Raw genomic sequence first — 22049 nt, forward strand, 5'->3', positions numbered from 1 at the left:
CTGTGGGAGCGGGTTTACCCGCGAAGAAACCAACACCGATTCAGAACTGCGAACCCACCACTTCCTGCGCCACGCCCAGGAAGGCTGCCGGCAAGCGGGCCTGGCGCCGCTCCTTCAGGCAATACAGATACTCATGCATCACCGGCGCATTCTCCAACGCCAGCACCCGCAGCTCCGGGTTGTGCGGCACCTCGTGGCGGGCAATCACGCTGATGCCGATATTTCGCAGCACCGCCTCGCGGATCGACTCACGGCTGCCGATCTCCAGCAACGCCCCCGCCTTGACCCCGGCATCCAGCATCATCTGCTCGGTCAACATGCGCGTGGTCGAGCCCTTCTCGCGCATCAGCAGGCAATGCCCTGCCACCACTTCGATAGACACCGCCTGCCGATGCGCCAGCGGATGATTGCGGTGCACCGCCACCACCAGCGGGTCGCTGCCGAGCACCCGGCGCACCAACCGTGCATCCTCCACCAACTGCGACGACGCGGCGATATCCACCCGGTAGTCTTCGAGCATCTCCAGCACCTGCTGGGAGTTGCCGATTTCCACCATCACCTCGACCTGGGGCAGGCGCTCGCGGAAGATCTTCACCAGGTCGAGGATGTAATACGGCGCAGTAGCGGCAATGCGCAAGCTGCCCTGGGCCTGGCCGCAGTTACGCAACTCGAACTCGATGTCAGCCTCCTGCTGCAACAGCGCCTTGACCATCGGCAGCAGGCGCACGCCCTCCTCGCTCAGCACCAGGCGCCGGCCACCGCGGTAGAACAGCGCCACGGCATAGTGGCTTTCCAGGTTGCGGATCTGCGTGGTCACCGTGGGCTGGCTGAGCCCGAGCTTCTTCGCCGCCAGGGTGATGCTGCCCAGGCGGGCCACCATGTAGAAGGCTTTGAGCTCGGCACTCAGCATTGCAGGACCTCATTTGCGCAGCAGGCGCAGACCGTTGAACACCACCAGCAGGCTCACGCCCATGTCAGCGAAAACCGCCATCCACAGGGTGGCCATGCCGGCAAAGGTGATTGCCAGGAATATCGCCTTGATACCTAGCGCCAGAACGATGTTCTGCGTCAGGATCGCCGCACTTTGGCGCGACAGCCTGACGAACGCCGGGATCTTGCGCAAGTCATCATCCATCAACGCCACATCGGCGGTCTCGATCGCCGTGTCGGTACCGGCCGCTGCCATGGCGAAGCCGATTTCGGCACGGGCCAGGGCTGGCGCGTCGTTGATGCCATCACCCACCATGCCGACCCGGTGCCCTTCGGCATACAGCTGCTCGATGCTGCGCAGCTTGTCGGCCGGCAGCAGGTTGCCCTCGGCGCGGTCGATGCCCACCTGCGCGGCGATGGCCTGGGCGGTGTGAGGATTGTCGCCGGTCAACATGACGGTCTTGATGCCCAGCGCGTGCAGCTCGGCGATTGCCTGGCGGCTGCTGTCCTTGACCGTGTCGGCCACGGCGAACAGTGCCAACGGCCCGGAACGGTCGAGCAGCAGGACCACGGTCTTGCCCTGGCGCTCCAGTGCATCCAGCTGTGCTTCCAGCTCTGCCGAACACAGGCCCAGCTCCTCGACTAGCCGGTGGTTGCCCAGGTGGTAGGTTTCGCCGTCGATTTCACCACGCACGCCGCGACCTGCAAGGGCCGCGAATTCACTGACCTCGCTCAGCGGCAGGTTCTGCGCCTTGGCAAACTGGGCGATGGCACTCGACACTGGGTGATCTGAACGGTCAGCCAGGCTCGCCGCCAACGCCTGGGCGCGGTCCTCGAACAGGGGGTCGAGCACTTTGGTGTCGGTTTGCACCGGTTTACCGTGGGTGATGGTGCCGGTCTTGTCCAGGGCCAGGAAGTCCAGCTTGCGCCCGCCTTCCAGGTATACCCCGCCCTTGATCAGGATGCCCTTGCGTGCCGCAGCCGCCAAACCGCTGACGATGGTCACCGGGGTAGAGATGACCAGCGCACATGGGCAGGCCACCACCAGCAGCACCAGCGCTCGATACACCCAGTCGAACCAGGCCCCGGCCATGAACAACGGCGCAATCACTGCCACCGCCAGGGCCACGGCGAACACCACTGGGGTGTAGATGCGAGAAAACTGGTCGACGAAGCGCTGGGTAGGCGCACGCGCCCCCTGTGCTTCTTCGACGGCCTTGATGATGCGCGCCAGGGTCGACTGCCCGGCGGCCGCCGTCACCCGGTACTCCAAGGCACCGGCCTGGTTGATGGTACCGGCGAACAGCTTGTCCCCCGCTGCCTTTTCCACGGGCAGGCTTTCGCCGGTGATCGGCGCCTGATCGACGCTGGACTGCCCGCTGACCACTTCGCCATCCAGGCCGATGCGTTCACCCGGGCGCACCCGTACCACGGTACCGATAGCCACCGCGCGCACCTCTACCTCACGCCACTGGCCATCGGCCTGCTGCACCGTTGCCATGTCCGGGGCCAGTTGCATCAGCCCGCCAATGGCATTGCGCGCACGGTCCAGCGAGCGCGCCTCGATCAGTTCGGCGACGGTGAACAGCACCATGACCATGGCCGCTTCCGGCCACTGGCCAATCAGCACGGCGCCGGTCACGGCAATGCTCATCAGCGCATTGATGTTGAGGTTGCGGTTCTTCAGGGCGATCCAGCCCTTCTTGTAGGTGCCCAGGCCGCAACCGATGATTGCCACCAGTGCGAGCGCGGCAACCAGCCACTGCGGCGCGAGGTTGGCGAAGTGCACGACTTCGGCGGCGATCGCGGCAATACCCGACAAGGCCAGCGGCAACCAGCGGGTCTTGTGCGGCTGGGCTGCAGTGGCGCTGCCATCGTCCTCGGCGGCCAGCGGTTCGGCCTTCATGCCCAGGCTGTCGATGGCGCGCTCGATTTCGCCCGTGTCGCTCAAGGTGTGGCGCACGCCAAGCACGCGGTTGATCAGGTTGAATTCCAGCTGCTCGATGCCCGCCAGCTTGCCCAGCTTGTCCTGGATCAGGGTCTGCTCGGTAGGGCAATCCATGGCGTCGATGCGAAAACGGCTGAGACGGGCGTGGCTGCTGGCTTTCTCGCTCAGTTGCACCAACGGGGGCGCGGCGCTGGAACCACAGCAGCTGTGACCGTGGGCATGGGCTTCATCGCCATGGGCATGGTCGTGTGAATGCTTGTGTTCGTGGCTGACAGGCTGGTTCATGGGGTCATCCTTAAATTGAGCCTGTTGCCAAGTGAACACCCTGTAGCCACTATAGGGTCAAGCCAATTGCTGGAGATTTCGTCATGAAAATCGGAGAACTGGCCAAAGCCACCGATTGCGCCGTGGAAACCATCCGTTATTACGAGCGTGAACAACTGCTGCCGGAGCCTGCGCGCACCGAGGGCAATTACCGGCAATACACCCAGGCCCATGTCGAACGGCTGACCTTCATCCGCAACTGCCGAACGCTGGACATGACCCTGGACGAAATCCGCAGCCTCCTGCGCCTGCGCGACAGCCCCGACGACTCGTGCGGGAGCGTCAATGCGCTGATCGATGAGCATATCGAGCATGTTCAGGCGCGGATCGATGGTTTGGTGGCGTTGCAGGAGCAGCTGGTGGAGCTGCGTCGGCGCTGCAATGCGCAGGGGGCGGAGTGCGCGATCTTGCAGCAACTGGAGACGAATGGGGCGGTATCGGTGCCGGATACCGAACATTCGCATGTGGGCCGAAGCCACGGACATTGAGCCAAAAGCTTCGCGGGTAAACCCGCTCCCAACAGGTACTGCACAGGCCTGCCGCTTGTGCGATCCCTGTGGGAGCGGGTTTACCCGCGAGTAGGCCTCTTCAGGCGATAGAGACCTGTCAGACCGCCATCGGCGCCGTCATTGGCGCATGGTGCTCATACCCTTCCAGGCTGAAATCGCTCGGCTCGATCTTTTCCAGCCACTCCGGCTCGTACTTGCCGGTCTTGGCAAACTCAGGCACACGATCACTGATCACCAGCTTCGGCGCTTGCAGTGGCTCGCGCTTGAGCTGCTCGTTGAGCATGTCCAGATGGTTTTCATACACATGGGCATCGCCAATGAAATAGGTGAACCAGCGCGGGGTGTAACCGGTCAGGCGGCCGAACAGCGACAGCAGCGCCGCGCCCTCGGTGAGGTTGAACGGCGTGCCCAGGCCCAGGTCGTTGGAGCGGATGTAGAGGGTCAGGGAAATTTCCTTGGTCTCGACATTCGGGTGGAACTGGTAGAGCAGGTGGCACGGCGGCAGGGCCATTTCATCGAGCTGGGCGCAGTTCCAGCCGTGGAACAGGATGCGCCGGCTGCCCGGGTCGTTGGCGATGGTGTCCAGGCACTGGCGCACCTGGTCGATGGCCTTGTACAGGATGACGAACGCTACGCCGTCCTCTTCGTCCTGGGCAATACGGCGGAAGCCCGCCTGCTCGGCCATTTCGATGGCCGCCGGGTTGCTCAGCGGGATGCGCTTGTAACCCGGCCACTGCCGCCATTGCACGCCGTAGATTTCGCCAAGGTCGTCATGGCCCTGGCGAAACGGGTTGGCCAGCCACTGGGCGTTCTCGTTGGCGTTCTGGTCCCAGACCTTGCAGCCCAGCTCGCGGAATTCACCGGCGTTCTTCACGCCACGCAGGAAACCGACCATCTCGCCGATCGCCGACTTGAACGCCAACTTGCGCGTGGTGATGGCCGGGAAGCCCTTCTGCAGGTCGAAACGCAGCATGGCGCCCGGCAGGCTGATGGTGCGGATGCCGGTGCGGTTGCTCTGCAGCGTGCCGTTCTCGATGACGTCGCGGACCAGGTCCAGATACTGTTTCATGGCTTACCTGTAACAAAAACGGCAGGGGGATCACCCCTGCCGTGGGAATAATCAGGCGGGTTTCGCCGTGGGTTTGCGATTATAAGCCCACCAGATCAGGCCAAGGCCAGCCAGGATCATCGGCACGCAGAGAATCTGACCCATGGTCAGCCAGCCCCAGGCGATGTAACCGAGCTGCGCATCCGGTACACGGACGAATTCCACGATGAAGCGGAAGATGCCGTAGAACAGCGCAAACATGCCGGAAACCGCCATGGTTGGCCGCGGCTTGCGCGAGAACAGCCAGAGGATGGCGAACAGCGCCACGCCTTCCAAGGCGAACTGGTAGAGCTGCGACGGGTGGCGCGGCAGTTGGGCCGGGTCGCTGAACGGCGGGAAGATCATCGCCCACGGCACGTCGGTGGGCTTGCCCCACAGCTCGGCGTTGATGAAGTTGCCGATACGCCCGGCGCCCAGGCCGATCGGCACCAGTGGCGCAACGAAGTCCATCAGTTCGAAGAACGACTTGTTGTTGCGCTTGCCGAACCACAGCGCAGCCAGCATCACACCGATGAAGCCACCGTGGAACGACATGCCGCCCTTCCACACCTCGAAGATCAGGGTCGGGTTGGCCAGGTAGGCGTGCAGGTCGTAGAACAGCACGTAACCCAGGCGCCCACCGACAATCACACCCATCGACAGCCAGAACACCAGGTCGGAGAGTTTCTCGCGGGTCCAGGTTGGGTCGAAGCGGTTGAGCCGGCGCGAGGCCAGCAGCCAGGCGCCGCCGATGCCAACCAGGTACATCAGCCCGTACCAGTGGATTTTCAGTGGCCCGAGGGCTACGGCCACGGGGTCTATCTGCGGGTAAGGCAGCATGGAACTTCCTCTCGATTCAAATCAGAAAGCTGAGGCCGACGCAGAACAGCAAGGCTGCGAACAGGCGTTTCAACAGGCGTGGCGACAGCTTGTGCGCCAGGCGCGCGCCGAAGCGCGCGAAAAACATGCTGGTCACGGCAATGCCGACCAGCGCCGGCAGGTAGACGAAACCCAGGCTGTGAGGCGGCAGGTGTTCCTCGTGCCAGCCCAGCAACATGAAGCTCAGAGCACTGGCCAGGGCAATCGGCAAGCCGCAGGCCGATGAGGTGGCCACTGCCTTTTGCATGGGCAGGCCGCGCCAGGTCAGGAATGGCACGGTCAGCGAACCGCCGCCGATGCCGAAGATTGCCGAAGCCCAGCCGATCACCCCGCCGGCGCCGACCACTACCGGTTTGCCAGGGAGACCATGGCTGGCCTTGGGCTTGAGGTCCAGGGCCATCTGCGCGGCAATGATCAGGGCAAACACGCCGATGATCTTCTGCAAGTGCGGGCCCTGGATCAGTGAAGCAGTCTTGGCGCCGATACCTGCGCCAAGGAGGATACCGAGGGTCATCCAGGCGAATATCGGCCACTGCACCGCGCCCTTGCGATGGTGCTCGAGCACGGCATTGATCGAGGTGAAGACGATGGTCGCCAGTGAGGTACCGACTGCCAGGTGAGTCAGCACGGACGCGTCGAAGCCTTGCAGGGTGAAGCTGAACACCAGCACCGGCACGATGATGATGCCACCGCCCACGCCGAACAGCCCGGCCAGCACACCGGCACAGGCGCCCAACAGCAGATAAAGCACGAATTCCATTCGTCTTCCCCGAGAAAACAATGCGGCATGGTAACGGAAGCCGGGCTCGTGGCTCTAGTGAACTCTCTGACAGGATGGATCGACACCCGTGCAGTGGGTACAGTGGGCAAAAACACAGAGGCCCAACCTATGTGCCTGATCGTATTCGCCTGGCGGCCAGGGCATGCCCTGCCGCTGATCGTCGCGGCCAACCGTGACGAATTCTATGCCCGGCCGACTCAGGCCCTGGCAGCCTGGGAGGATGCGCCCGGGGTGCATGCCGGGCGCGACCTTGAGGCCGGTGGCACCTGGCTGGGCATCGGCCCGCAGGGGCGCTTCGCGGCGCTGACCAACATTCGCGATCCCGGGCAGGTGCTGGGGCCGCGCTCGCGGGGCGAGTTGGTGGCGGCGTATCTGCAGGGTGAACTGGGGGTGGAGGCCTACCTCGATCAGGTAGCCAGCCGCAGCGGGCAGTATTCAGGGTTCAACCTGCTGGTAGGTGATGCCTATCAGTTGGGCTACCTGCATGCCCGGGACGTGGCGCCACGCTTGCTGGAGGCAGGTGTGTACGGGCTTTCCAATGCCGGGCTGGATACGCCGTGGCCGAAGCTGGTGAAAGCACGGACAGGGTTGCAGGGGCTGCTGGACACGGCCGACCCGCAGCGATTACTGGCGTTACTGGCGGATAACGAACCGGCAGCAGACGGTGAGTTACCGGAGACCGGCGTAGGGGTGGCGACCGAGAAGTTGCTGTCGAGCGTATTCATAGCCAGCCAGAACTATGGCACTCGGGCGAGTACCGTGCTGATCGTGGACGATCAGGGCAGAAGGCGGTTGGTTGAGCGCAGTTTCGGCCCCTTTGGTGGGCACCTAGGGGAAGTCGAGCTCTGGGTTTGAGGGCCATGGGGCTGCTTCGCAACCCTTTCGCGACACAAGGCCGCTCCTACAGAGATACGCGATCCCCTGTAGGAGCGGCCTTGTGTCGCGAAAGGGCCGCAAAGCGGCCCCAAAAACTCAAAGCGTTTTGTTCGCCCCTGGCCCGATCATCCGCGCCAGCCCAAGGTTCTTTAGGGCCAGTTGCAGCGAGCTGTGGATAACCTGCGGGTTGTCATGGCTCAAGGCTTCGACCAGCAACTCCTTGGCCTTGCTCATGTTCACCTGGCGCAGCATCCACTTCACCTTCGGCAAGTTGGTGGCGTTCATCGACAGGCTGTCGAAGCCCATGGCCATCAACAGGATTGCCGCCGCCGGGTCACCGGCCATCTCACCACAGATACTCACTGGCTTGCCTTCGCCATGGGCATCACGCACCACGGTATTGAGCGCCTGCAGCACTGCCGGATGCAGATAATCGTAAAGGTCGGCGACCCGCGGGTTGTTGCGGTCCACCGCCAGCAGATACTGGGTCAGGTCGTTGGAGCCGACCGAGAGGAAGTCCACCTGCCGCGCCAGCTCCTTGGTCTGGTACACCGCCGCAGGGATTTCCACCATCACGCCCACCGGCGGCATCGGCACGTCGGTGCCTTCGTCGCGCACCTCGCCCCAGGCACGGTGGATCAGGTGCAATGCTTCTTCCAGCTCGTGGATGCCGGAAATCATCGGCAGCAGAATGCGCAGGTTGTTCAGGCCCTCGCTGGCCTTGAGCATCGCACGGGTCTGCACCAGGAAGATCTCCGGGTGGTCGAGGGTGACGCGGATGCCGCGCCAGCCGAGGAACGGGTTTTCTTCCTTGATCGGGAAGTACGACAGCGCCTTGTCACCCCCGATGTCGAGGGTGCGCATGGTCACCGGCAGCGGGTGGAAGGCCGCCAGCTGCTCGCGGTAGATCGCCAGCTGCTCCTTCTCGCTGGGGAAGCGCTGATTGATCATGAACGGCACTTCAGTGCGGTACAGGCCAACCCCTTCGGCGCCGCGCTGCTGGGCACGGGCCACATCGGCGAGCAGGCCGGTGTTGACCCACAGCGGCATGCGGTGGCCGTCGGGGGTGACGCACGGCAGTTCGCGCAGGGCGTCGAGGCCCTGGGCCAGCTGGCGTTCTTCCTCGACCACTTCGCTGTACTGCTTGCGCAGCACGTCACTGGGGTTGGTGAATACCTCGCCCTTGTAGCCGTCGACGATCATCTCGATGCCATCGACCTTGGAATACGGCAGGTCGACCAGGCCCATCACCGTCGGAATGCCCATGGCACGGGCAAGGATGGCAACGTGGGAGTTGCCCGACCCCAGCACCGAGACCAGGCCAACCAGCTTGCCTTCCGGCACTTCACCCAGCATTGCCGGGGTCAGCTCTTCACTGACCAGGATCGTGTTGTCGGCATACACCAGCGACTGCGAGCGGGCTTCCTGCAGGTAGGCCAGCAGGCGCCGGCCAAGGTCCTTCACATCCGAGGCGCGCTCGCGCAGGTAGTCGTCGTCCATCAGCTCGAAGCGGTTGACGTGCTCGCCAACCACCTGGCGCAAGGCGCCCTGGGCCCATTGGCCGGTCTTGATGACTTCGAACACTTCACCGCCGAGGGCGGCATCCTCGAGCATCATCAGGTACACGTCGAACAGCGCGCGCTCTTCCGGGCGCAGCTGGGTCGCCAGCTTGGCCGACAGCTTGCGCATGTCTTCACGCACGCCTTCGAGGGCGTTGTGGAACAGTTTGAGCTCGGCGTCGATGTCATCGACGGTCTTGTCCGGCACCACTTCAAGGTCGGCCGGCGGCAGCATGACCACGGCACGCCCGACAGCGGCGCCCGGCGAGCCCGGCACGCCGACAAAGCGCGCCTCCTGAATGCCTTTGCCCTGGCGGCCCAGGCCGCGGATAGAGCCGGTGGCTTCGGCGTGGGCGATAACGCCGGCAAGCTGGGCGCTCATGGTGACGAGGAAGGCTTCTTCGCCTTCATCGAACTGGCGGCGCTCCTTCTGCTGGATGACCAGTACACCTACCACGCGGCGGTGGTGGATGATCGGCGCACCGAGGAAAGAGGCGAATCTCTCTTCGCCGGTTTCGGCAAAGTAGCGATAACGCGGGTGATCGGCGGCGTTTTCCAGGTTCAGTGGCTCTTCCCGGGTACCGACCAGGCCGACCAGGCCCTCGTTGGGGGCCATGCTGACCTTGCCGATGGAGCGCTTGTTCAGACCCTCGGTGGCCATCAGCACGAAGCGGTTGGTTTCCGGGTCGAGCAGGTACACTGAGCAGACTTGGCTGCCCATGGCCTCCTTGACGCGCAAGACAATGATCCCCAACGCCGTCTTGAGATCTTTGGCGGAGTTCACTTCCTGGACGATCTTGCGCAGCGTATTGAGCATGGCTCGGGGTCGAACTCCGTCGTCAGTCGCGCGTCAGCAGACGCGGTGCAAGCTCTTTCAGGGCGCGGCGGTAAACTTCACGCTTGAATGTCACCACCTGGCCCAGCGGGTACCAATAGCTGACCCAGCGCCAGCCGTCGAATTCCGGCTTGCCGGTCAGGTCCATCCGCACCCGTTGTTCATTGCTCACCAGGCGCAGTAAAAACCACTTTTGCTTCTGGCCGATGCACAGCGGTTGGCTGTGGGTGCGGACCAGCCGCTGGGGTAAACGATAACGCAACCAGCCGCGGGTGCAGGCAAGAATTTCCACATCGTCGCGTTCAAGGCCAACTTCTTCGTTCAGCTCGCGGTACAGGGCATCTTCCGGCGTCTCGTCAGGGTTGATGCCACCCTGCGGGAATTGCCAGGCATCCTGGTTGATCCGTCGAGCCCATAGCACCTGCCCGGCATCATTCGTGAGAATGATCCCAACATTGGGGCGAAAACCATCCGGGTCGATCACGGCAGCAACCTCGCAAACGCATGTCACCGCATTGTTCCACAAAGCTTGCGAGCGCAGCAACGCGCCCGCCACGCTTATGTGCAGTGCGGTGAAAACTCCGTATTCTGCGGGCTACCCGATGGCTGACACGAGTAACCGCGATGCGCCTGGCTTTATTCGACCTGGACAATACCCTCCTCGGTGGCGACAGCGACCACGCCTGGGGTGACTACCTGTGCGAGCGGGGCATTCTCGACCCTATCGCATACAAGGAACGCAACGACGACTTCTACCAGGACTACCTGAACGGCACCCTGGACCTGCAGGCCTACCTGGCCTTTTCCATGGAAATCCTGGCCGCCACCGAACCGGCCCAGCTCGACGAATGGCACCGCGACTTCATGCGCGACTGCATCGAGCCGATCATCCTGCCCAAGGCCCTGGCATTGCTGCAGCAGCATCGCGAGGCCGGCGACCAGTTGGTGATCATCACGGCCACCAACCGCTTCGTCACCGCGCCCATCGCACGGCGCCTGGGTGTGCGCGTGCTGCTGGCAACCGAATGCGAGACGTACGACGGCCGCTATACCGGGCGTAGTACCGATATAGCGTGTTTCCGTGAAGGCAAGGTGACGCGGCTGGAGCGCTGGATGCTGGAGAACGGGTTCGACCTGGAGGACAGCTACTTCTACAGCGACTCGATGAATGACCTGCCGTTGCTGGAGCGCGTGACGCATGCGGTGGCAGTGGACCCGGACCCGAACTTGCGGGCCGAGGCCGAGAAGCGTGGCTGGCCGGTGATTTCTCTTAGGGATTGAGCATTCCTGTTCCGGCCTCTTCGCGGGTAAACCCGCTCCCACAGGAACATCACTGCCCTTCAGAGCACCGCAGTACCTGTGGGAGCGGTTTCACCCGCGAAGAGGCCGGCATTGGCAAAGCAGGGCTGTCAGACTGGCTTGGCACCCATGAGCCCGGCAATGGACAGGAAGCACACCCCGCTGAACACTGCCAGCGCCAAGGTAAACCGCAGCCCCACCACTTCAGCCTTGCGCAGCCGGTTCAGCCGCACCAGCAACCACCAGCCGGCAAACGCACCCAGCGTATAGATGACGCTGGACGCCAGCACCCAGGTCTGCCCCAGCGGCCATCCCACAAGGTGCACCAGCCACCAGCCGGTGAACGGCATGCTCACCAGGCACACCCCCATCACCAGCCAGACGAACACCAACGGCCGACGCAGCAACTTGGCATAGGCCTCGGCATCGCCCTGGCGACGGGCGCGCACGGTCCAGATCGCCAGGCCCAGGGCGCCCAGCAGCAACAGCGCGGTGGCGATGATGTGAAGGGTCTTGAGGGTGGTCAGGTGTTCCATTTCCCAATTGTCCTTGCGCAGGCCATTTTTCCGTTAGCCTCTTCGCGGGCAAGCCCGCGAAAAGGCCATCAGCCCTAGCTTAGCCGCTCAACCCAGGAACAGCTTGTACGCGGGGTTATCGGTCTCGTCCCAGTACGGGTAACCGATCTTGGCCAGCGCCGCCGGCACCAGGTGACGCTCGTCCTCCGGCACCTGCAGGCCGGCGACCACGCGCCCGTCAGCCGCGCCGTGGTTACGGTAGTGAAACATCGAGATGTTCCAGCGCCCGCCCAGCTTGGTGAGAAAGTTGAACAACGCCCCTGGCCGCTCGGGGAACTCGAAGCGCAGCACGATCTCGTCGCTGGCACCTGCCGAGTGGCCACCGACCATGTGGCGGATGTGCAGCTTGGCCAGTTCGTTGTCGGTCAGGTCGGTTACCGGGAAGCCCTGATCGATCAGGTTCTGCACCAGCGCCGCCCGTGGGTCGTTTTCCGGGTGGGTTTGCACGCCGACGAAAATATGCGCCTCGTCGGAGGTGTGCTTGCGGTAGTTGAATTCGGTGATCTGGCGCTTGCCGATGGCCTCGCAAAAGGCCTTGAAGCTGCCCGGGCGCTCGGGGATGGTCACGGCAATGATGGCTTCGCGCTTCTCGCCCAGCTCAGCGCGCTCGGCCACATGGCGCAGTCGGTCGAAGTTGACGTTGGCCCCCGAATCGATGGCGACCAAGGTCTGCCCGGTCACGCCCTTGAGTTCGACATACTTCTTGATGCCTGCAACTCCCAGCGCGCCAGCAGGTTCGGTGATCGAGCGGGTATCGTCGTAGATATCCTTGATTGCCGCACAGATTTCGTCGGTACTGACAGTCACTACCTCATCCACATGGAGGCGGCAGATGTCGAAGGTGTGCTGGCCGATCTGTGCCACTGCCACACCATCGGCGAACAGCCCGACCTGCGGCAGCACCACGCGCTCGCCAGCCGCCATCGCGGCCTGCAGGCAGTTGGAGTCGTCCGGCTCGACGCCGATCACCTTGATTTCCGGGCGCAGGTATTTCACATAGGCCGCAATACCCGCAATCAGGCCACCGCCGCCCACCGGGACGAATATCGCGTCCAGCTGCCCCGGGTGCTGACGGAGGATTTCCATCGCTACGGTGCCTTGGCCAGCAATGGTGTGCGGGTCGTCATACGGGTGGATGTAGACGAAGCCTTTTTCCTCGACCAGTTTCAGCGAGTAGGCCAGGGCTTCGGGGAACGAGTCGCCATGCAGCACTACCTTGCCGCCGCGCGAGCGCACGCCTTCGACCTTGATCTCCGGGGTGGTCTTGGGCATCACGATGGTGGCCTTGATGCCCAGCTCTCGGGCCGCCAGGGCGACGCCCTGGGCGTGGTTGCCGGCCGAGGCGGTGACCACGCCGCGGGCCAGCTCTTCCTGGGTCAGTTGCGCCAGCTTGTTGTACGCCCCACGGATCTTGAACGAGAACACCGGCTGCAGGTCTTCGCGCTTGAGCAGGATCTGGTTGCCCAGGCGCTTGCTCAGCTGCCCGGCGCTGTGCAACGGGGTTTCGACAGCGACGTCGTAGACGCGCGAGGTGAGGATCTTCTTGACGTACTGTTCGAGCATCGGAAAGCATCACTGGCCGCGGGACAAGGGCTGCGAGTCTACCCCAGCGCTACGTCGGGCGACCACAGCAAAGCCGCCCGAGCCGTTATACTAGGCTCCTTTCATTACCGCCCTGCCCCATTCCGGAGCCCGCATGACCCAGGACCAACTCAAACAGGCCGTCGCCCAGGCCGCTGTCGACTTCATTCTGCCCAAGCTGGATGAAAAGAGCGTCGTCGGCGTCGGCACCGGTTCGACAGCCAACTTCTTCATTGACGCCCTGGCCCAGCACAAGACCGCCTTCGATGGCGCGGTCGCCAGCTCCGAGGCTACTGCCCAGCGTCTGAAGGGCCATGGCATCCCGGTCTACGAGCTGAACAGCGTCAGCGAGCTGGAGTTCTACGTCGACGGCGCCGACGAAAGCGACGCGCACCTGAACCTGATCAAAGGTGGTGGCGCGGCCCTGACACGCGAGAAAATCGTCGCGGCCGTGGCCAAGACTTTCATCTGCATCGCCGACGGCAGCAAGCTGGTGCCCGTACTGGGTGCCTTCCCGCTGCCGGTCGAGGTGATTCCGATGGCCCGCAGCCACGTGGCGCGTCAGCTGGTCAAGCTGGGCGGCGACCCGGTGTACCGTGAAGGCGTGGTGACCGACAACGGTAACGTGATCCTCGATGTGCACAACCTGCAGATCACCAACCCGGTGGAGCTGGAAGCACAGATCAACGCCATCGTTGGCGTGGTGACCAACGGCCTGTTCGCCGCACGCCCGGCAGACCTGCTGCTGCTGGGTACCGCTGAGGGCGTCAAGACCCTCAAGGCCGAGTAACAACGGCCGAACCCGCTCCTACAACTTTGCAGGAGCGGGCTTGAACACGTAGAAAAGGTTGGGCTCGCTGACCAGGTACAGGGTCCCCGCCTCGTCCATCGCAATCCCTTCGGCCTGCGGCACTGTCGCCCTCAAGCCCTGAAACCCCTTGTGCAACGACAGGGTGCTCAGTGGCTGCCCCTGCACATCCAGCTCCAGCACCAGCCGCGACTCATCCGAGAGCGCCAGCAGGTGCCCGCTGCGCTCATCGAACTGCAAGCTCGACAGGTCTCGCACGAACAAGCGCGCATCGCGCTTGCGGTCCTGCACCACGTGCACCGCGTAAGGCCGCTCCGGGTTTTGATGCGGGAACCCATGCACTTCATAGATCAACATCGGGTCGCGCTCCTTGGCCACGAACAGTCGCTGGCCCGCCGAATCGTAGGCCAGGCCCTCAAACCCTTTGTTGCCATTGAGGCCGATGCCAAGGCTCATCTGCTCGGCGTCTGCGGCGTCGAGAAACAGCGTGTCATCGTCCAGGCGCACTCGGATCAGGCGCTGCTGCCGCTCGTCGCTAATCACATAGCTGTTGGGCCCGACATATTCCACGGCCTCCGGGTCGCCGAAGCCGGTCAGTGGCACCCGGCGCAGAATGCGCCCGTCCAGCGAAAGCTCGATCAGTTCCGAGCGGGCATTGGTAACTGTGAACAGGGTTTTGCGGTCGGGGTCGTAGGTCAGTGCCGAAAGGTCGTCGTCCAGCCCTTCAACCGGCAGTGCCTCCACCACTACTTGGTAGCGATCGAGGGCCATGCCTTGCTCAGCCGGCTGCCACCAGGTCTTGAGGTTGAACCAGCCACGCTCGAACAGGCGAAATTCCTGGGCGGCCAGGCCCAGGAGCAGCAGCCCGGCGAGCAGAAGGATCAATAAAAGCTGAAACAAGCGACGCATGACAGGAGACTCGACGTGAGGGTGGCGAATCAAACCATGGCCGACTGAAGCAAAGCTTAATGTAGGAAATTTCCAGCACCGCTACTGACTTTTCTTGAAGCGATAGAACAGGTTCGGCTCGCTGACCATGTACAGGTTGCCCTGATCGTCCATGGCCACGCCTTCGGCACGCGGAATGGTGTTTTCCAGGCCGTTGAAACCGCCCAGCAGAGTCATGAAACTGACCTGCTGACCTTGCTCATCCAGTTCCAGGAGCATGTTGGAGTCGGCCGACAACACCAGCAGGTGGCCCGTACGCGGGTCGACACCGAGGGCTGACAGGTTGCGCAGGTCGAGCTCATCGCTGGCCAGCGCCTGCTTTTCACCCTTCAGCGGGCTGCGCCCGTCGCTGCTCAAGGTGTAAAGCTTCGGCGGCCGCTCCTCGCCGATCACCAGACGCTGGCGCATCGGGTCCCAGGCCACGCCTTCGAAGCCCTTGTTGCGCTTCACCGACTCGCCAAGGTCGTGGCTCTGGAAATCGGCGTGGTTCAGCGAGGTGGTTTGTGCGTCCACGTTGACCACGGTCAGGTCATGCAGGCGTTCATCGGTGATCGCCACGTTGCCATCTTCCATCACCGCGACACCCTCCGGGTTGCTCCAGCCTACCAGCGGAATCTTGCGCAGCACGTCGCCGTCGAGGTTGAGCTCGACCAGAAACGGGTTCTTGCCCATCACCGCGAACAGCGTGCGAGTACGCGGGTTGAAGGCGACGTCGGAGGCTTCGTCTTCTTCCATGCCCGGCAACACCTTGGCGTCGATGTCGACCTGATAGTCCGGCAGCCACACGCTTTCGCTGCGCTCGGCGCTGGTTTCAAAGCCTTCCTTGACCCACAGCATGCCGCGGTCATCCCAGTGCATGGCCACAGCCACGCCATAACCGATCACCGCCGCAACGGCCAGGCCGAAGGGCCAGCGCAGGTAGAAGCGGCGCTTGGGGGATGCGGGGGCGCTGGTGGATGCTGGCATGCAAGAGTCCTGGGGAGATGGGCGAAGATCCGCGCATTATCCGGATGGCGTGTGAAAAATCGGTAAATCGCACCAGCGCGGTTGTGTAGGAGCGGCCTTGCGTCGCGAAAGGGCTGCAAAGCAGCCCCAAGGTGTCAGCGTTATAGCCAGTATTGCTGGGGCCGCTTCGCGACCCTTTCGCGACGCAAGGCCGCCCCTACATTGGCCGCGACAGACTTTGTAATCAGAGCACCCGGCTCTCGAAGCGGCAGACGCCCGGCAGTTCCAACACCAGCTCGTCACCGACATTGAACGGCCCGACACCGGCCGGCGTGCCGGTCAGGATCACGTCACCCGCCTGCAACGAGAAATGCGCCGCCATGTACTGGATGATCGGCACGATCGGGTTGAGCATCATCGCGCTGTTGCCATCCTGACGCACTTCACCATTGATGGTCAGGCGCACCGGAATATCGGTCACATCTTCGAAGGACGCAGCGGAAACGAACGGTGGCAGCACGCAAGCGCCGTCAAAGCTCTTGCACAGCTCCCACGGCAGGCCCTTTTCCTTGAGCTTGGCCTGCACATCGCGCAGCGTCAGGTCCAGCGCCGGGGCATAGCCGGAGATGGCGTCCAGCACTTCTTCCTCGCAAGCGCTGGACGACAGCGGCTTGCCCAGCAACACGGCAATTTCGGCCTCGTAGTGTACCGAGCCACGGTCGGTCGGGATCTTGAACCCGCCTTCCAGCGGCACCACGCAACTGCCCGGCTTGATGAACAGCAGCGGCTCGGAAGGAATGGGGTTGTCCAGTTCCTTTGCATGTTCGGCGTAGTTGCGGCCGATGCACACCACCTTGCCCAGCGGGAAATGAATGCGCGTGCCGTCTACGTACTGGTGCTGGTAACTCATGGCCGACTCCTTTGATTACTGCTTTTGTTCAGGAGCGAAGATCTTACCCGGATTCATGATGCCGTTAGGGTCGAAGACGGCCTTTATTGCCTTCATGCAGGCGATTTCTTCCGGTGAGCGACTGTAGCCCAGGTAGTCGCGTTTGGTCATGCCCACGCCGTGCTCGGCCGAGATCGAGCCGTTGTAGCGTTCGACGATCTCGAATACCCACTTGTTGACCTTGGTGCATGAGGCAAAGAAGTCATCCTTGCCCATGTGCTCGGGCTTGAGGATATTCAGGTGCAGGTTGCCGTCGCCGATGTGGCCGTACCAGACCACTTCATAGTCCGGGTAATGCTCGCTGACGATGGCATCGATATCGCGCAAAAACGCTGGCACCTTGGAAACAGTGACGGAAATGTCGTTCTTGTAGGGTGTCCAGTGCGAGATGGTCTCGGACAAGTACTCGCGCAGCTTCCACAGGTTCTTCAGCTGGGTTTCGCTCTGGCTCATCACCCCATCCAGCACCCAGCCCTGCTCGACGCAATGCTCGAAGGTAGCCAGCGCGTCGTTGGCCACATCCTCGGTGCTGGCTTCGAACTCCAGCAAGGCATAGAACGGGCAGTCAGTGGCGAACGGGGCCGGCACATCACCTCGGGCCATGATCTTGGCCAGGCCCTTGTCGGAGAAGAACTCGAAGGCAGTCAGGTCGAGCTTGCCCTGGAAGGCATGCAGTACCGGCATGATCGAGTCGAAATCCGGCGTGCCCAGCACCATGGCCGTGAGGTTGCGCGGGGCGCGGTCCAGGCGCATGGTCGCTTCGACCACGAAGCCCAAGGTGCCTTCGCCACCAATGAACAGCTGCCGCAGGTCGTAGCCGGTGGCGTTCTTCATCAGGCCCTTGTTCAGCTCCAGCAGTTCGCCCTTGCCGGTGACCACTTTCAGGCCGGCCACCCAGTTGCGGGTCATGCCGTATCGGATGACCTTGATACCGCCGGCATTGGTGCCGATATTGCCGCCAATCTGGCTGGAGCCGCTGGAGGCGAAGTCCACTGGGTAATAAAGGCCCTGCTCTTCGGCAAAGGCCTGCAACTGACGAGTGATCACGCCCGGCTGGCACACCACAGTGCGGTCGAACGCATTGAAATCAAGAATCTGGTTCATGTTGTCGAAGGCGACGACGACTTCCCCATTGGCCGCCACGGCCCCGGCGGAAAGCCCGGTACGCCCGCCGGACGGCACCAGCGCAACCTGATGCTGGTTGGCCCAGCGGACGATGGCCTGCACCTGCTGAACCGACTTGGGGAACACGATGGCCGTGGGCGCAGGCGGGTAATGCTTGGTCCAGTCCTTGCCGTAGGCTTCCAGGGAAGCGGGGTCGGTCAGGACCTTGCCAGGGTCGACAAGGGTCATCAGTTCATCAATTACAGCGGGGTGGGTCATCGCTGGAACTCTCGACTTATTCATAGTCACCCTGAGCACTCTTCACCTGTCGGGATAAGCTCAGATTGTGTCGCGTATGCTAGCATAGCCCTCCCGCTGTTCATGCTAAGGCTGCCCTCGCGCCTGGCATCAGTCCTCGCCATTTTTTCTCCGGGATACAGGTTTACGCAGATGAGCAAGACTTCTCTCGACAAGAGCAAGATCCGGTTCCTTCTTCTTGAAGGTGTGCACCAGAACGCAGTCGATACCCTCAAGGCTGCCGGCTACACCAACATCGAATACCTCACCGGTTCATTGCCGGATGCCGAGCTGAAGGAAAAGATCGCCGATGCCCACTTCATCGGCATCCGCTCGCGCACCCAACTGACCGAAGAAATCTTCGACTGCGCCAAGAAACTGGTCGCCGTCGGCTGCTTCTGCATTGGCACCAACCAGGTCGACCTGGCTGCGGCCCGCGAGCGTGGTATCGCCGTCTTCAACGCCCCTTACTCCAACACCCGTTCAGTGGCCGAGTTGGTGCTGGCCGAAGCCATCCTGCTGCTGCGCGGCATCCCTGAGAAGAACGCTTCCTGCCACCGTGGCGGCTGGATCAAGAGCGCGGCCAACTCGTTCGAGATCCGCGGCAAGAAGCTGGGCATCGTCGGCTACGGCTCGATCGGTACCCAACTGTCGGTCCTGGCGGAAAACCTGGGCATGCAGGTGTACTTCTACGACCCGCTGACCAAGCTGCCACTGGGCAACGCCGTGCAGGTCACCAGCCTCACCGAGCTACTGGGCCTGGCCGATATCGTTTCGCTGCACGTGCCTGAGCTGCCGTCCACCCAGTGGATGATCGGCGAGAAGGAAATCCGCGCGATGAAGAAGGGCTCGATCCTGATCAACGCCGCCCGTGGCACCGTGGTCGAGCTGGACCACCTGGCTGCCGCGATCAAGGACAAGCACCTGATCGGCGCCGCCATCGACGTGTTCCCGGTCGAGCCACGCTCCAACGACGAAGAGTTCGAAAGCCCGCTGCGTGGCCTGGACAACGTGATCCTGACCCCGCACATCGGTGGTTCCACTGCAGAAGCCCAGGCCAACATCGGCCTGGAAGTGGCCGAGAAGCTGGTCAAGTACAGCGACAACGGTACTTCCGTTTCGTCGGTCAACTTCCCGGAAGTTGCCCTGCCGGCGCACCCAGGCAAACACCGTCTGCTGCACATCCACGAAAACATCCCAGGCGTGCTCAGCGAGATCAACAAGGTCTTCGCCGAGAACGGCATCAACATCTCCGGTCAGTTCCTGCAGACCAACGAGAAAGTGGGTTACGTGGTAATCGACGTCGACGCCGAATACTCCGACCTGGCGCAAGAAAAGTTGCAACAGGTCAAAGGCACCATCCGTTCGCGCGTCCTGTTCTAAGTTCGCTGACGGCATGAAAAGGGAGGCCCTGGTGGCCTCCCTTTTTTGTCTCTGGCAGCGCTTGCCCGTGAAGGGCCCTGCGCCTATTTCACAGTGACCGTAATCTTCTTCGATTCGACGCTCGGCTTGAACGGCACGTGATACTGGTCACCCAGCACCAGTTGCAGGGTGTGCTTGCCTGGGGTCAGGGTGATGCTGGTTTCGGTCTGCGCCTTGCCGAAGTGCAGCACCTGCGGCCCGGCTGGCAACGCCGTACCGGCTGCCGGCATCAGGCTGGTCGGCAGTGGCATGTCGGCCACTGGCTCTTTATCCACATCTACCAGCAAGTGGTGATGGCCGGTATGCGGTGTCTGGTCACCCGCAGGCTTGAGCTCCATGCCCTCGATGCCGAACTTGACGGTGAAGGTCTGGTCCACCGTGGCGCCGTCGGCCGGGGAAACGATGACGACCTTGGCATCCTTGGGCGGCTCCTGGCTCTTCAGGGCATCCGCGGCGCCGGCAAAAACCGAGGCCCCCATCAGCAGACCGGCAACGGCAGCACGCGAAAATAGGCTGTTCATTCACTTCTCCTGTGATTCACTTGAAAACGCAGCCATAAAACGAATGGCGACGATGATTCACCATAGTTGAAATATGCATCCGGGGTAATTGTGGCCCCCAGACGTCAATATTTCAGTTAGGGTTAAACCTCGCCAAGGCTTCAAGGTCATAGGCTGCGCTCGACCGCGACGAGGAAGAAAGCCGCGGCGAAAGTTATTCATCTGCTGAAGAAAAAAGGGGCACTCCATGCGTTCGACCATAGGCGTACTGCTGGCAGTACTGATCACTCCGTTGGCTCAGGCCGAGCTGATAGACGAAATCGCCGACCGGGGCGAATTGCGCATTGCCGTACAACCTGATAACGCGCCGTATTCGTTCAAGAAGGACGAGCGCCTTACCGGCTTTGAAATCGAATTTGGCCAGGACCTGGCCCGCGAACTCGACCTACGTGCCGAGTTCGTCGAAACGACTGCGGCAGAAGTTCTGCCAGGCGTTGAAAGTGGCAAGTACGACATTGCCCTGACGCCGTCGAGCGAGTCGCCCAAGGCGGACGGCCCATTCGATGTAAGCCAGGCATTTGGTGAAAAGAAACTGGTGATTCCGTTCCAGAAAGACAACCCGGCGTTCGAAAGCGCGGTGAACAATGCGCTTCAGCGTCTCAAGGACAGCGGCCGCACCGCGGAACTTGAACAGAAATGGTTCAAGGCAATGCAGGCAGGTGAGCCAACGCCTGCCGCGCTTGCTCCAGCTCCAGCTCACTGAAGACCTGCACGCCCTCGCGCCGTAGCAAGGCTGCGGTCACGCCTTCGCCCGGCACCTTCACCCCACTGAAGGTGCCATCGTAGGTCAACCGGTTGCCACACGAAGGGCTGCCCGCCTTCAGCACCGCCACCCGAATGCCATGCTGGCGCACCAGCGCCAGCGCCTGCTGCGCCCCAGCCAGAAACTTGGCACTGACATCCTCACCGGTCACCGTCAGCACCTGCACCCCGCCATCGAGCACCAGCGCGCCCTGCCCACCGGGGATCTCCGCCGGCGGGCGCGGCGTTGGCAAGCCGCCAGCCACCTCGGGGCACAAGGCCACTACACGGCCTTCGGCCTGCCACTGCTGCAACAGATCGGGATGCCCGCTGGCCCGGCCGTCATAGCGCACCGGCTGCCCCAGCAAGCAGGCGCTCACCAATACCTTGGGCAGATCAGAACAGGTCATTGCCACGGCGCCGGAACCAACCGGTCAATGAAAGGCGCTCGCGCCTGGCCGGCAGCACCTCATGCGGCACCTCACCGGAAAGGAATATCGCCAGGCAACCCGCAATAGGCTGCACATCGTGCTCGACATCATCCGCCAGGAACATGCGCAGTTGCCCACCGTCCTCCGGCTGCCAGTCTTCGTTGAGATAAAGCACCGCCGAAATCATGCGTCGGTCATCGTCGCGGAAGCGGTCCAGGTGTCGGCGATAGAACGCCCCCGGTGGGTACAGGGCGAAATGGCATTCGAAGTCCTCCAGGCCCAGAAACAGGCCCTGGTTAATGGCCTGACGCAACTGGTCCATGGCCGCCAGGTACTGGTCGCAGGCTTCGGCCTGGCCGGGGTCGATCCACTGGATCTGGTCGCCGCGAATGCTCTCGCGCACCTCCTGGGCATCACCACGCCCAACCCCCGCCGGGTTGAGTTCGCCTTCGGCATCACGCCGCCGGCACTCGGCCGCCAGCGCGCGCACCAGGTCGGCAGGCAAAAAGAGCGCCTGCTGCGACCAGCCATGGGTGGCCAGATCGTCGACGACGGCCGCAAACATCGGGTTTTCAGGGGAGATGTGCATGGCGCGCATCATATCCATTCACCCTGACGGCGCACAGCGCCACTTGGCTGAGAAGCGTTCGGATTGCTCGAC

22 protein-coding genes are annotated in these 22049 nt (G+C 62.7%); 6 read left to right on the forward strand and 16 right to left on the reverse strand.

The window, feature by feature from the left end; translation table 11 throughout:
- Positions 1-40: 40 nt before the first annotated feature.
- Positions 41-910 (reverse strand): LysR family transcriptional regulator, encoded by an 870-nt coding sequence (locus APH27_RS19930; protein ID WP_027920941.1) that lies wholly within the window; start codon positions 908-910, stop codon positions 41-43.
- A 9-nt stretch (positions 911-919) separates the two neighbouring features.
- Positions 920-3163 (reverse strand): heavy metal translocating P-type ATPase, encoded by a 2244-nt coding sequence (locus APH27_RS19935; RefSeq protein ID WP_060485711.1) that lies wholly within the window; start codon positions 3161-3163, stop codon positions 920-922.
- Between the two features lie 83 nt (positions 3164-3246).
- Here APH27_RS19935 and cadR point away from each other — a divergent pair, with 83 nt between their 5' ends.
- Positions 3247-3690, forward strand: a complete 444-nt coding sequence (gene cadR / locus APH27_RS19940) for a cadmium resistance transcriptional regulator CadR (RefSeq protein ID WP_027920939.1) — start codon at positions 3247-3249, stop codon at positions 3688-3690.
- A 118-nt stretch (positions 3691-3808) separates the two neighbouring features.
- Here the strand turns inward: cadR and APH27_RS19945 are convergent, their stop codons facing one another.
- Genes APH27_RS19945 through APH27_RS19955 form a run of 3 tightly spaced genes read right to left on the reverse strand, consistent with a single transcriptional unit; the run spans position 3809 to position 6437 of the window.
- Positions 3809-4780, reverse strand: a complete 972-nt coding sequence (locus tag APH27_RS19945; RefSeq protein WP_027920938.1) for a thymidylate synthase — start codon at positions 4778-4780, stop codon at positions 3809-3811.
- 51 nt (positions 4781-4831) lie between these two features.
- A complete protein-coding gene (gene lgt / locus APH27_RS19950; RefSeq protein WP_027920937.1) occupies positions 4832-5638 on the reverse strand; it encodes a prolipoprotein diacylglyceryl transferase in 807 nt (268 codons plus the stop codon).
- Positions 5639-5654: 16 nt separating this feature from the next.
- Positions 5655-6437 (reverse strand): sulfite exporter TauE/SafE family protein, encoded by a 783-nt coding sequence (locus tag APH27_RS19955; protein ID WP_060485712.1) that lies wholly within the window; start codon positions 6435-6437, stop codon positions 5655-5657.
- 129 nt (positions 6438-6566) lie between these two features.
- Here APH27_RS19955 and APH27_RS19960 point away from each other — a divergent pair, with 129 nt between their 5' ends.
- Positions 6567-7313 carry an NRDE family protein gene (locus APH27_RS19960; RefSeq protein WP_060485713.1) on the forward strand — a complete coding sequence of 249 codons (747 nt, stop codon included), beginning with the start codon at positions 6567-6569 and terminating at the stop codon, positions 7311-7313.
- Positions 7314-7430: 117 nt separating this feature from the next.
- On the opposite strand, the gene ptsP is transcribed toward APH27_RS19960, so the two are convergent.
- Both ptsP and APH27_RS19970 read right to left on the reverse strand, forming a co-directional pair.
- Positions 7431-9710, reverse strand: a complete 2280-nt coding sequence (gene ptsP, locus APH27_RS19965) for a phosphoenolpyruvate--protein phosphotransferase (protein ID WP_060485714.1) — start codon at positions 9708-9710, stop codon at positions 7431-7433.
- 22 nt (positions 9711-9732) lie between these two features.
- Positions 9733-10212: an RNA pyrophosphohydrolase gene (locus APH27_RS19970; RefSeq protein WP_003249017.1), complete on the reverse strand. Its 480-nt coding sequence runs from the start codon at positions 10210-10212 to the stop codon at positions 9733-9735.
- Between the two features lie 140 nt (positions 10213-10352).
- Between APH27_RS19970 and APH27_RS19975 the strand changes: the two genes are divergently transcribed.
- Positions 10353-11009: an HAD family phosphatase gene (locus APH27_RS19975; protein WP_060485715.1), complete on the forward strand. Its 657-nt coding sequence runs from the start codon at positions 10353-10355 to the stop codon at positions 11007-11009.
- 128 nt (positions 11010-11137) lie between these two features.
- Here the strand turns inward: APH27_RS19975 and APH27_RS19980 are convergent, their stop codons facing one another.
- Together APH27_RS19980 and ilvA are read right to left on the reverse strand one after the other, a co-directional pair.
- Complete coding sequence (locus tag APH27_RS19980; protein WP_027920932.1) at positions 11138-11563, reverse strand: DUF2269 domain-containing protein; 426 nt, start codon at positions 11561-11563, stop codon at positions 11138-11140.
- An 87-nt stretch (positions 11564-11650) separates the two neighbouring features.
- Entirely contained in the window at positions 11651-13165 is a 1515-nt protein-coding gene (gene ilvA / locus APH27_RS19985; RefSeq protein ID WP_027920931.1) for a threonine ammonia-lyase, biosynthetic, read from the reverse strand.
- 133 nt (positions 13166-13298) lie between these two features.
- Here ilvA and rpiA point away from each other — a divergent pair, with 133 nt between their 5' ends.
- Positions 13299-13973 (forward strand): ribose-5-phosphate isomerase RpiA, encoded by a 675-nt coding sequence (rpiA, locus tag APH27_RS19990; protein ID WP_060485716.1) that lies wholly within the window; start codon positions 13299-13301, stop codon positions 13971-13973.
- An 18-nt stretch (positions 13974-13991) separates the two neighbouring features.
- On the opposite strand, the gene APH27_RS19995 is transcribed toward rpiA, so the two are convergent.
- The 4 genes from APH27_RS19995 to APH27_RS20010 form a co-directional block, all read right to left on the reverse strand.
- The gene (locus APH27_RS19995; protein ID WP_027920929.1) at positions 13992-14900 is read right to left on the reverse strand and encodes an SdiA-regulated domain-containing protein; all 909 of its coding nucleotides are present in this window, start codon (positions 14898-14900) and stop codon (positions 13992-13994) included.
- Positions 14901-14981: 81 nt separating this feature from the next.
- The gene (locus tag APH27_RS20000) at positions 14982-15905 is read right to left on the reverse strand and encodes an SdiA-regulated domain-containing protein (RefSeq protein ID WP_060485717.1); all 924 of its coding nucleotides are present in this window, start codon (positions 15903-15905) and stop codon (positions 14982-14984) included.
- 223 nt (positions 15906-16128) lie between these two features.
- Positions 16129-16794 carry a fumarylacetoacetate hydrolase family protein gene (locus tag APH27_RS20005; RefSeq protein WP_060485718.1) on the reverse strand — a complete coding sequence of 222 codons (666 nt, stop codon included), beginning with the start codon at positions 16792-16794 and terminating at the stop codon, positions 16129-16131.
- A gap of 15 nt (positions 16795-16809) precedes the next feature.
- On the reverse strand, positions 16810-18216 hold the full coding sequence (locus APH27_RS20010; protein ID WP_027920926.1) for an FAD-binding oxidoreductase: 1407 nt from the start codon (positions 18214-18216) through the stop codon (positions 16810-16812).
- Between the two features lie 171 nt (positions 18217-18387).
- Here APH27_RS20010 and serA point away from each other — a divergent pair, with 171 nt between their 5' ends.
- Complete coding sequence (gene serA, locus APH27_RS20015; RefSeq protein WP_027920925.1) at positions 18388-19617, forward strand: phosphoglycerate dehydrogenase; 1230 nt, start codon at positions 18388-18390, stop codon at positions 19615-19617.
- Positions 19618-19700: 83 nt separating this feature from the next.
- On the opposite strand, the gene APH27_RS20020 is transcribed toward serA, so the two are convergent.
- Positions 19701-20177 carry a DUF4399 domain-containing protein gene (locus APH27_RS20020; protein ID WP_027920924.1) on the reverse strand — a complete coding sequence of 159 codons (477 nt, stop codon included), beginning with the start codon at positions 20175-20177 and terminating at the stop codon, positions 19701-19703.
- A gap of 226 nt (positions 20178-20403) precedes the next feature.
- Here APH27_RS20020 and APH27_RS20025 point away from each other — a divergent pair, with 226 nt between their 5' ends.
- Positions 20404-20919, forward strand: a complete 516-nt coding sequence (locus APH27_RS20025; RefSeq protein WP_050437264.1) for an ABC transporter substrate-binding protein — start codon at positions 20404-20406, stop codon at positions 20917-20919.
- Here APH27_RS20025 and APH27_RS20030 read toward each other — a convergent pair.
- Positions 20858-21367: a DUF523 domain-containing protein gene (locus tag APH27_RS20030; RefSeq protein WP_027920923.1), complete on the reverse strand. Its 510-nt coding sequence runs from the start codon at positions 21365-21367 to the stop codon at positions 20858-20860. The genes APH27_RS20025 and APH27_RS20030 overlap by 62 nt on opposite strands.
- Positions 21354-21986, reverse strand: coding sequence for a 2OG-Fe(II) oxygenase (locus APH27_RS20035; RefSeq protein WP_027920922.1), 633 nt, complete (start codon positions 21984-21986; stop codon positions 21354-21356). Before APH27_RS20035 ends, APH27_RS20030 begins: the two co-directional genes overlap by 14 nt.
- Positions 21987-22049: the final 63 nt, after the last annotated feature.

It is taken from the genome of Pseudomonas sp. NBRC 111123, assembly GCF_001320205.1.
GTDB lineage: Bacteria > Pseudomonadota > Gammaproteobacteria > Pseudomonadales > Pseudomonadaceae > Aquipseudomonas > Aquipseudomonas putida_J.

Excerpts from the sequence above, each read along its gene's own strand:
- ptsP (WP_060485714.1), bottom strand. The coding sequence starts at position 9,710 with ATGCTCAATACGCTGCGCAAGATCGTCCAGGAAGTGAACTCCGCCAAA.
- rpiA (WP_060485716.1), top strand. The coding sequence starts at position 13,299 with ATGACCCAGGACCAACTCAAACAGGCCGTCGCCCAGGCCGCTGTCGAC.
- serA (WP_027920925.1), top strand. The coding sequence starts at position 18,388 with ATGAGCAAGACTTCTCTCGACAAGAGCAAGATCCGGTTCCTTCTTCTT.
- APH27_RS20000 (WP_060485717.1), bottom strand. The coding sequence starts at position 15,905 with ATGCCAGCATCCACCAGCGCCCCCGCATCCCCCAAGCGCCGCTTCTAC.
- APH27_RS19975 (WP_060485715.1), top strand. The coding sequence starts at position 10,353 with ATGCGCCTGGCTTTATTCGACCTGGACAATACCCTCCTCGGTGGCGAC.
- APH27_RS20010 (WP_027920926.1), bottom strand. The coding sequence starts at position 18,216 with ATGACCCACCCCGCTGTAATTGATGAACTGATGACCCTTGTCGACCCT.
- APH27_RS20025 (WP_050437264.1), top strand. The coding sequence starts at position 20,404 with ATGCGTTCGACCATAGGCGTACTGCTGGCAGTACTGATCACTCCGTTG.
- ilvA (WP_027920931.1), bottom strand. The coding sequence starts at position 13,165 with ATGCTCGAACAGTACGTCAAGAAGATCCTCACCTCGCGCGTCTACGAC.
- cadR (WP_027920939.1), top strand. The coding sequence starts at position 3,247 with ATGAAAATCGGAGAACTGGCCAAAGCCACCGATTGCGCCGTGGAAACC.
- APH27_RS19935 (WP_060485711.1), bottom strand. The coding sequence starts at position 3,163 with ATGAACCAGCCTGTCAGCCACGAACACAAGCATTCACACGACCATGCC.
- APH27_RS20005 (WP_060485718.1), bottom strand. The coding sequence starts at position 16,794 with ATGAGTTACCAGCACCAGTACGTAGACGGCACGCGCATTCATTTCCCG.
- APH27_RS19980 (WP_027920932.1), bottom strand. The coding sequence starts at position 11,563 with ATGGAACACCTGACCACCCTCAAGACCCTTCACATCATCGCCACCGCG.
- APH27_RS19945 (WP_027920938.1), bottom strand. The coding sequence starts at position 4,780 with ATGAAACAGTATCTGGACCTGGTCCGCGACGTCATCGAGAACGGCACG.
- lgt (WP_027920937.1), bottom strand. The coding sequence starts at position 5,638 with ATGCTGCCTTACCCGCAGATAGACCCCGTGGCCGTAGCCCTCGGGCCA.
- APH27_RS20035 (WP_027920922.1), bottom strand. The coding sequence starts at position 21,986 with ATGCGCGCCATGCACATCTCCCCTGAAAACCCGATGTTTGCGGCCGTC.
- APH27_RS19960 (WP_060485713.1), top strand. The coding sequence starts at position 6,567 with ATGTGCCTGATCGTATTCGCCTGGCGGCCAGGGCATGCCCTGCCGCTG.
- APH27_RS19930 (WP_027920941.1), bottom strand. The coding sequence starts at position 910 with ATGCTGAGTGCCGAGCTCAAAGCCTTCTACATGGTGGCCCGCCTGGGC.
- APH27_RS20020 (WP_027920924.1), bottom strand. The coding sequence starts at position 20,177 with ATGAACAGCCTATTTTCGCGTGCTGCCGTTGCCGGTCTGCTGATGGGG.
- APH27_RS20030 (WP_027920923.1), bottom strand. The coding sequence starts at position 21,367 with ATGACCTGTTCTGATCTGCCCAAGGTATTGGTGAGCGCCTGCTTGCTG.
- APH27_RS19955 (WP_060485712.1), bottom strand. The coding sequence starts at position 6,437 with ATGGAATTCGTGCTTTATCTGCTGTTGGGCGCCTGTGCCGGTGTGCTG.
- APH27_RS19995 (WP_027920929.1), bottom strand. The coding sequence starts at position 14,900 with ATGCGTCGCTTGTTTCAGCTTTTATTGATCCTTCTGCTCGCCGGGCTG.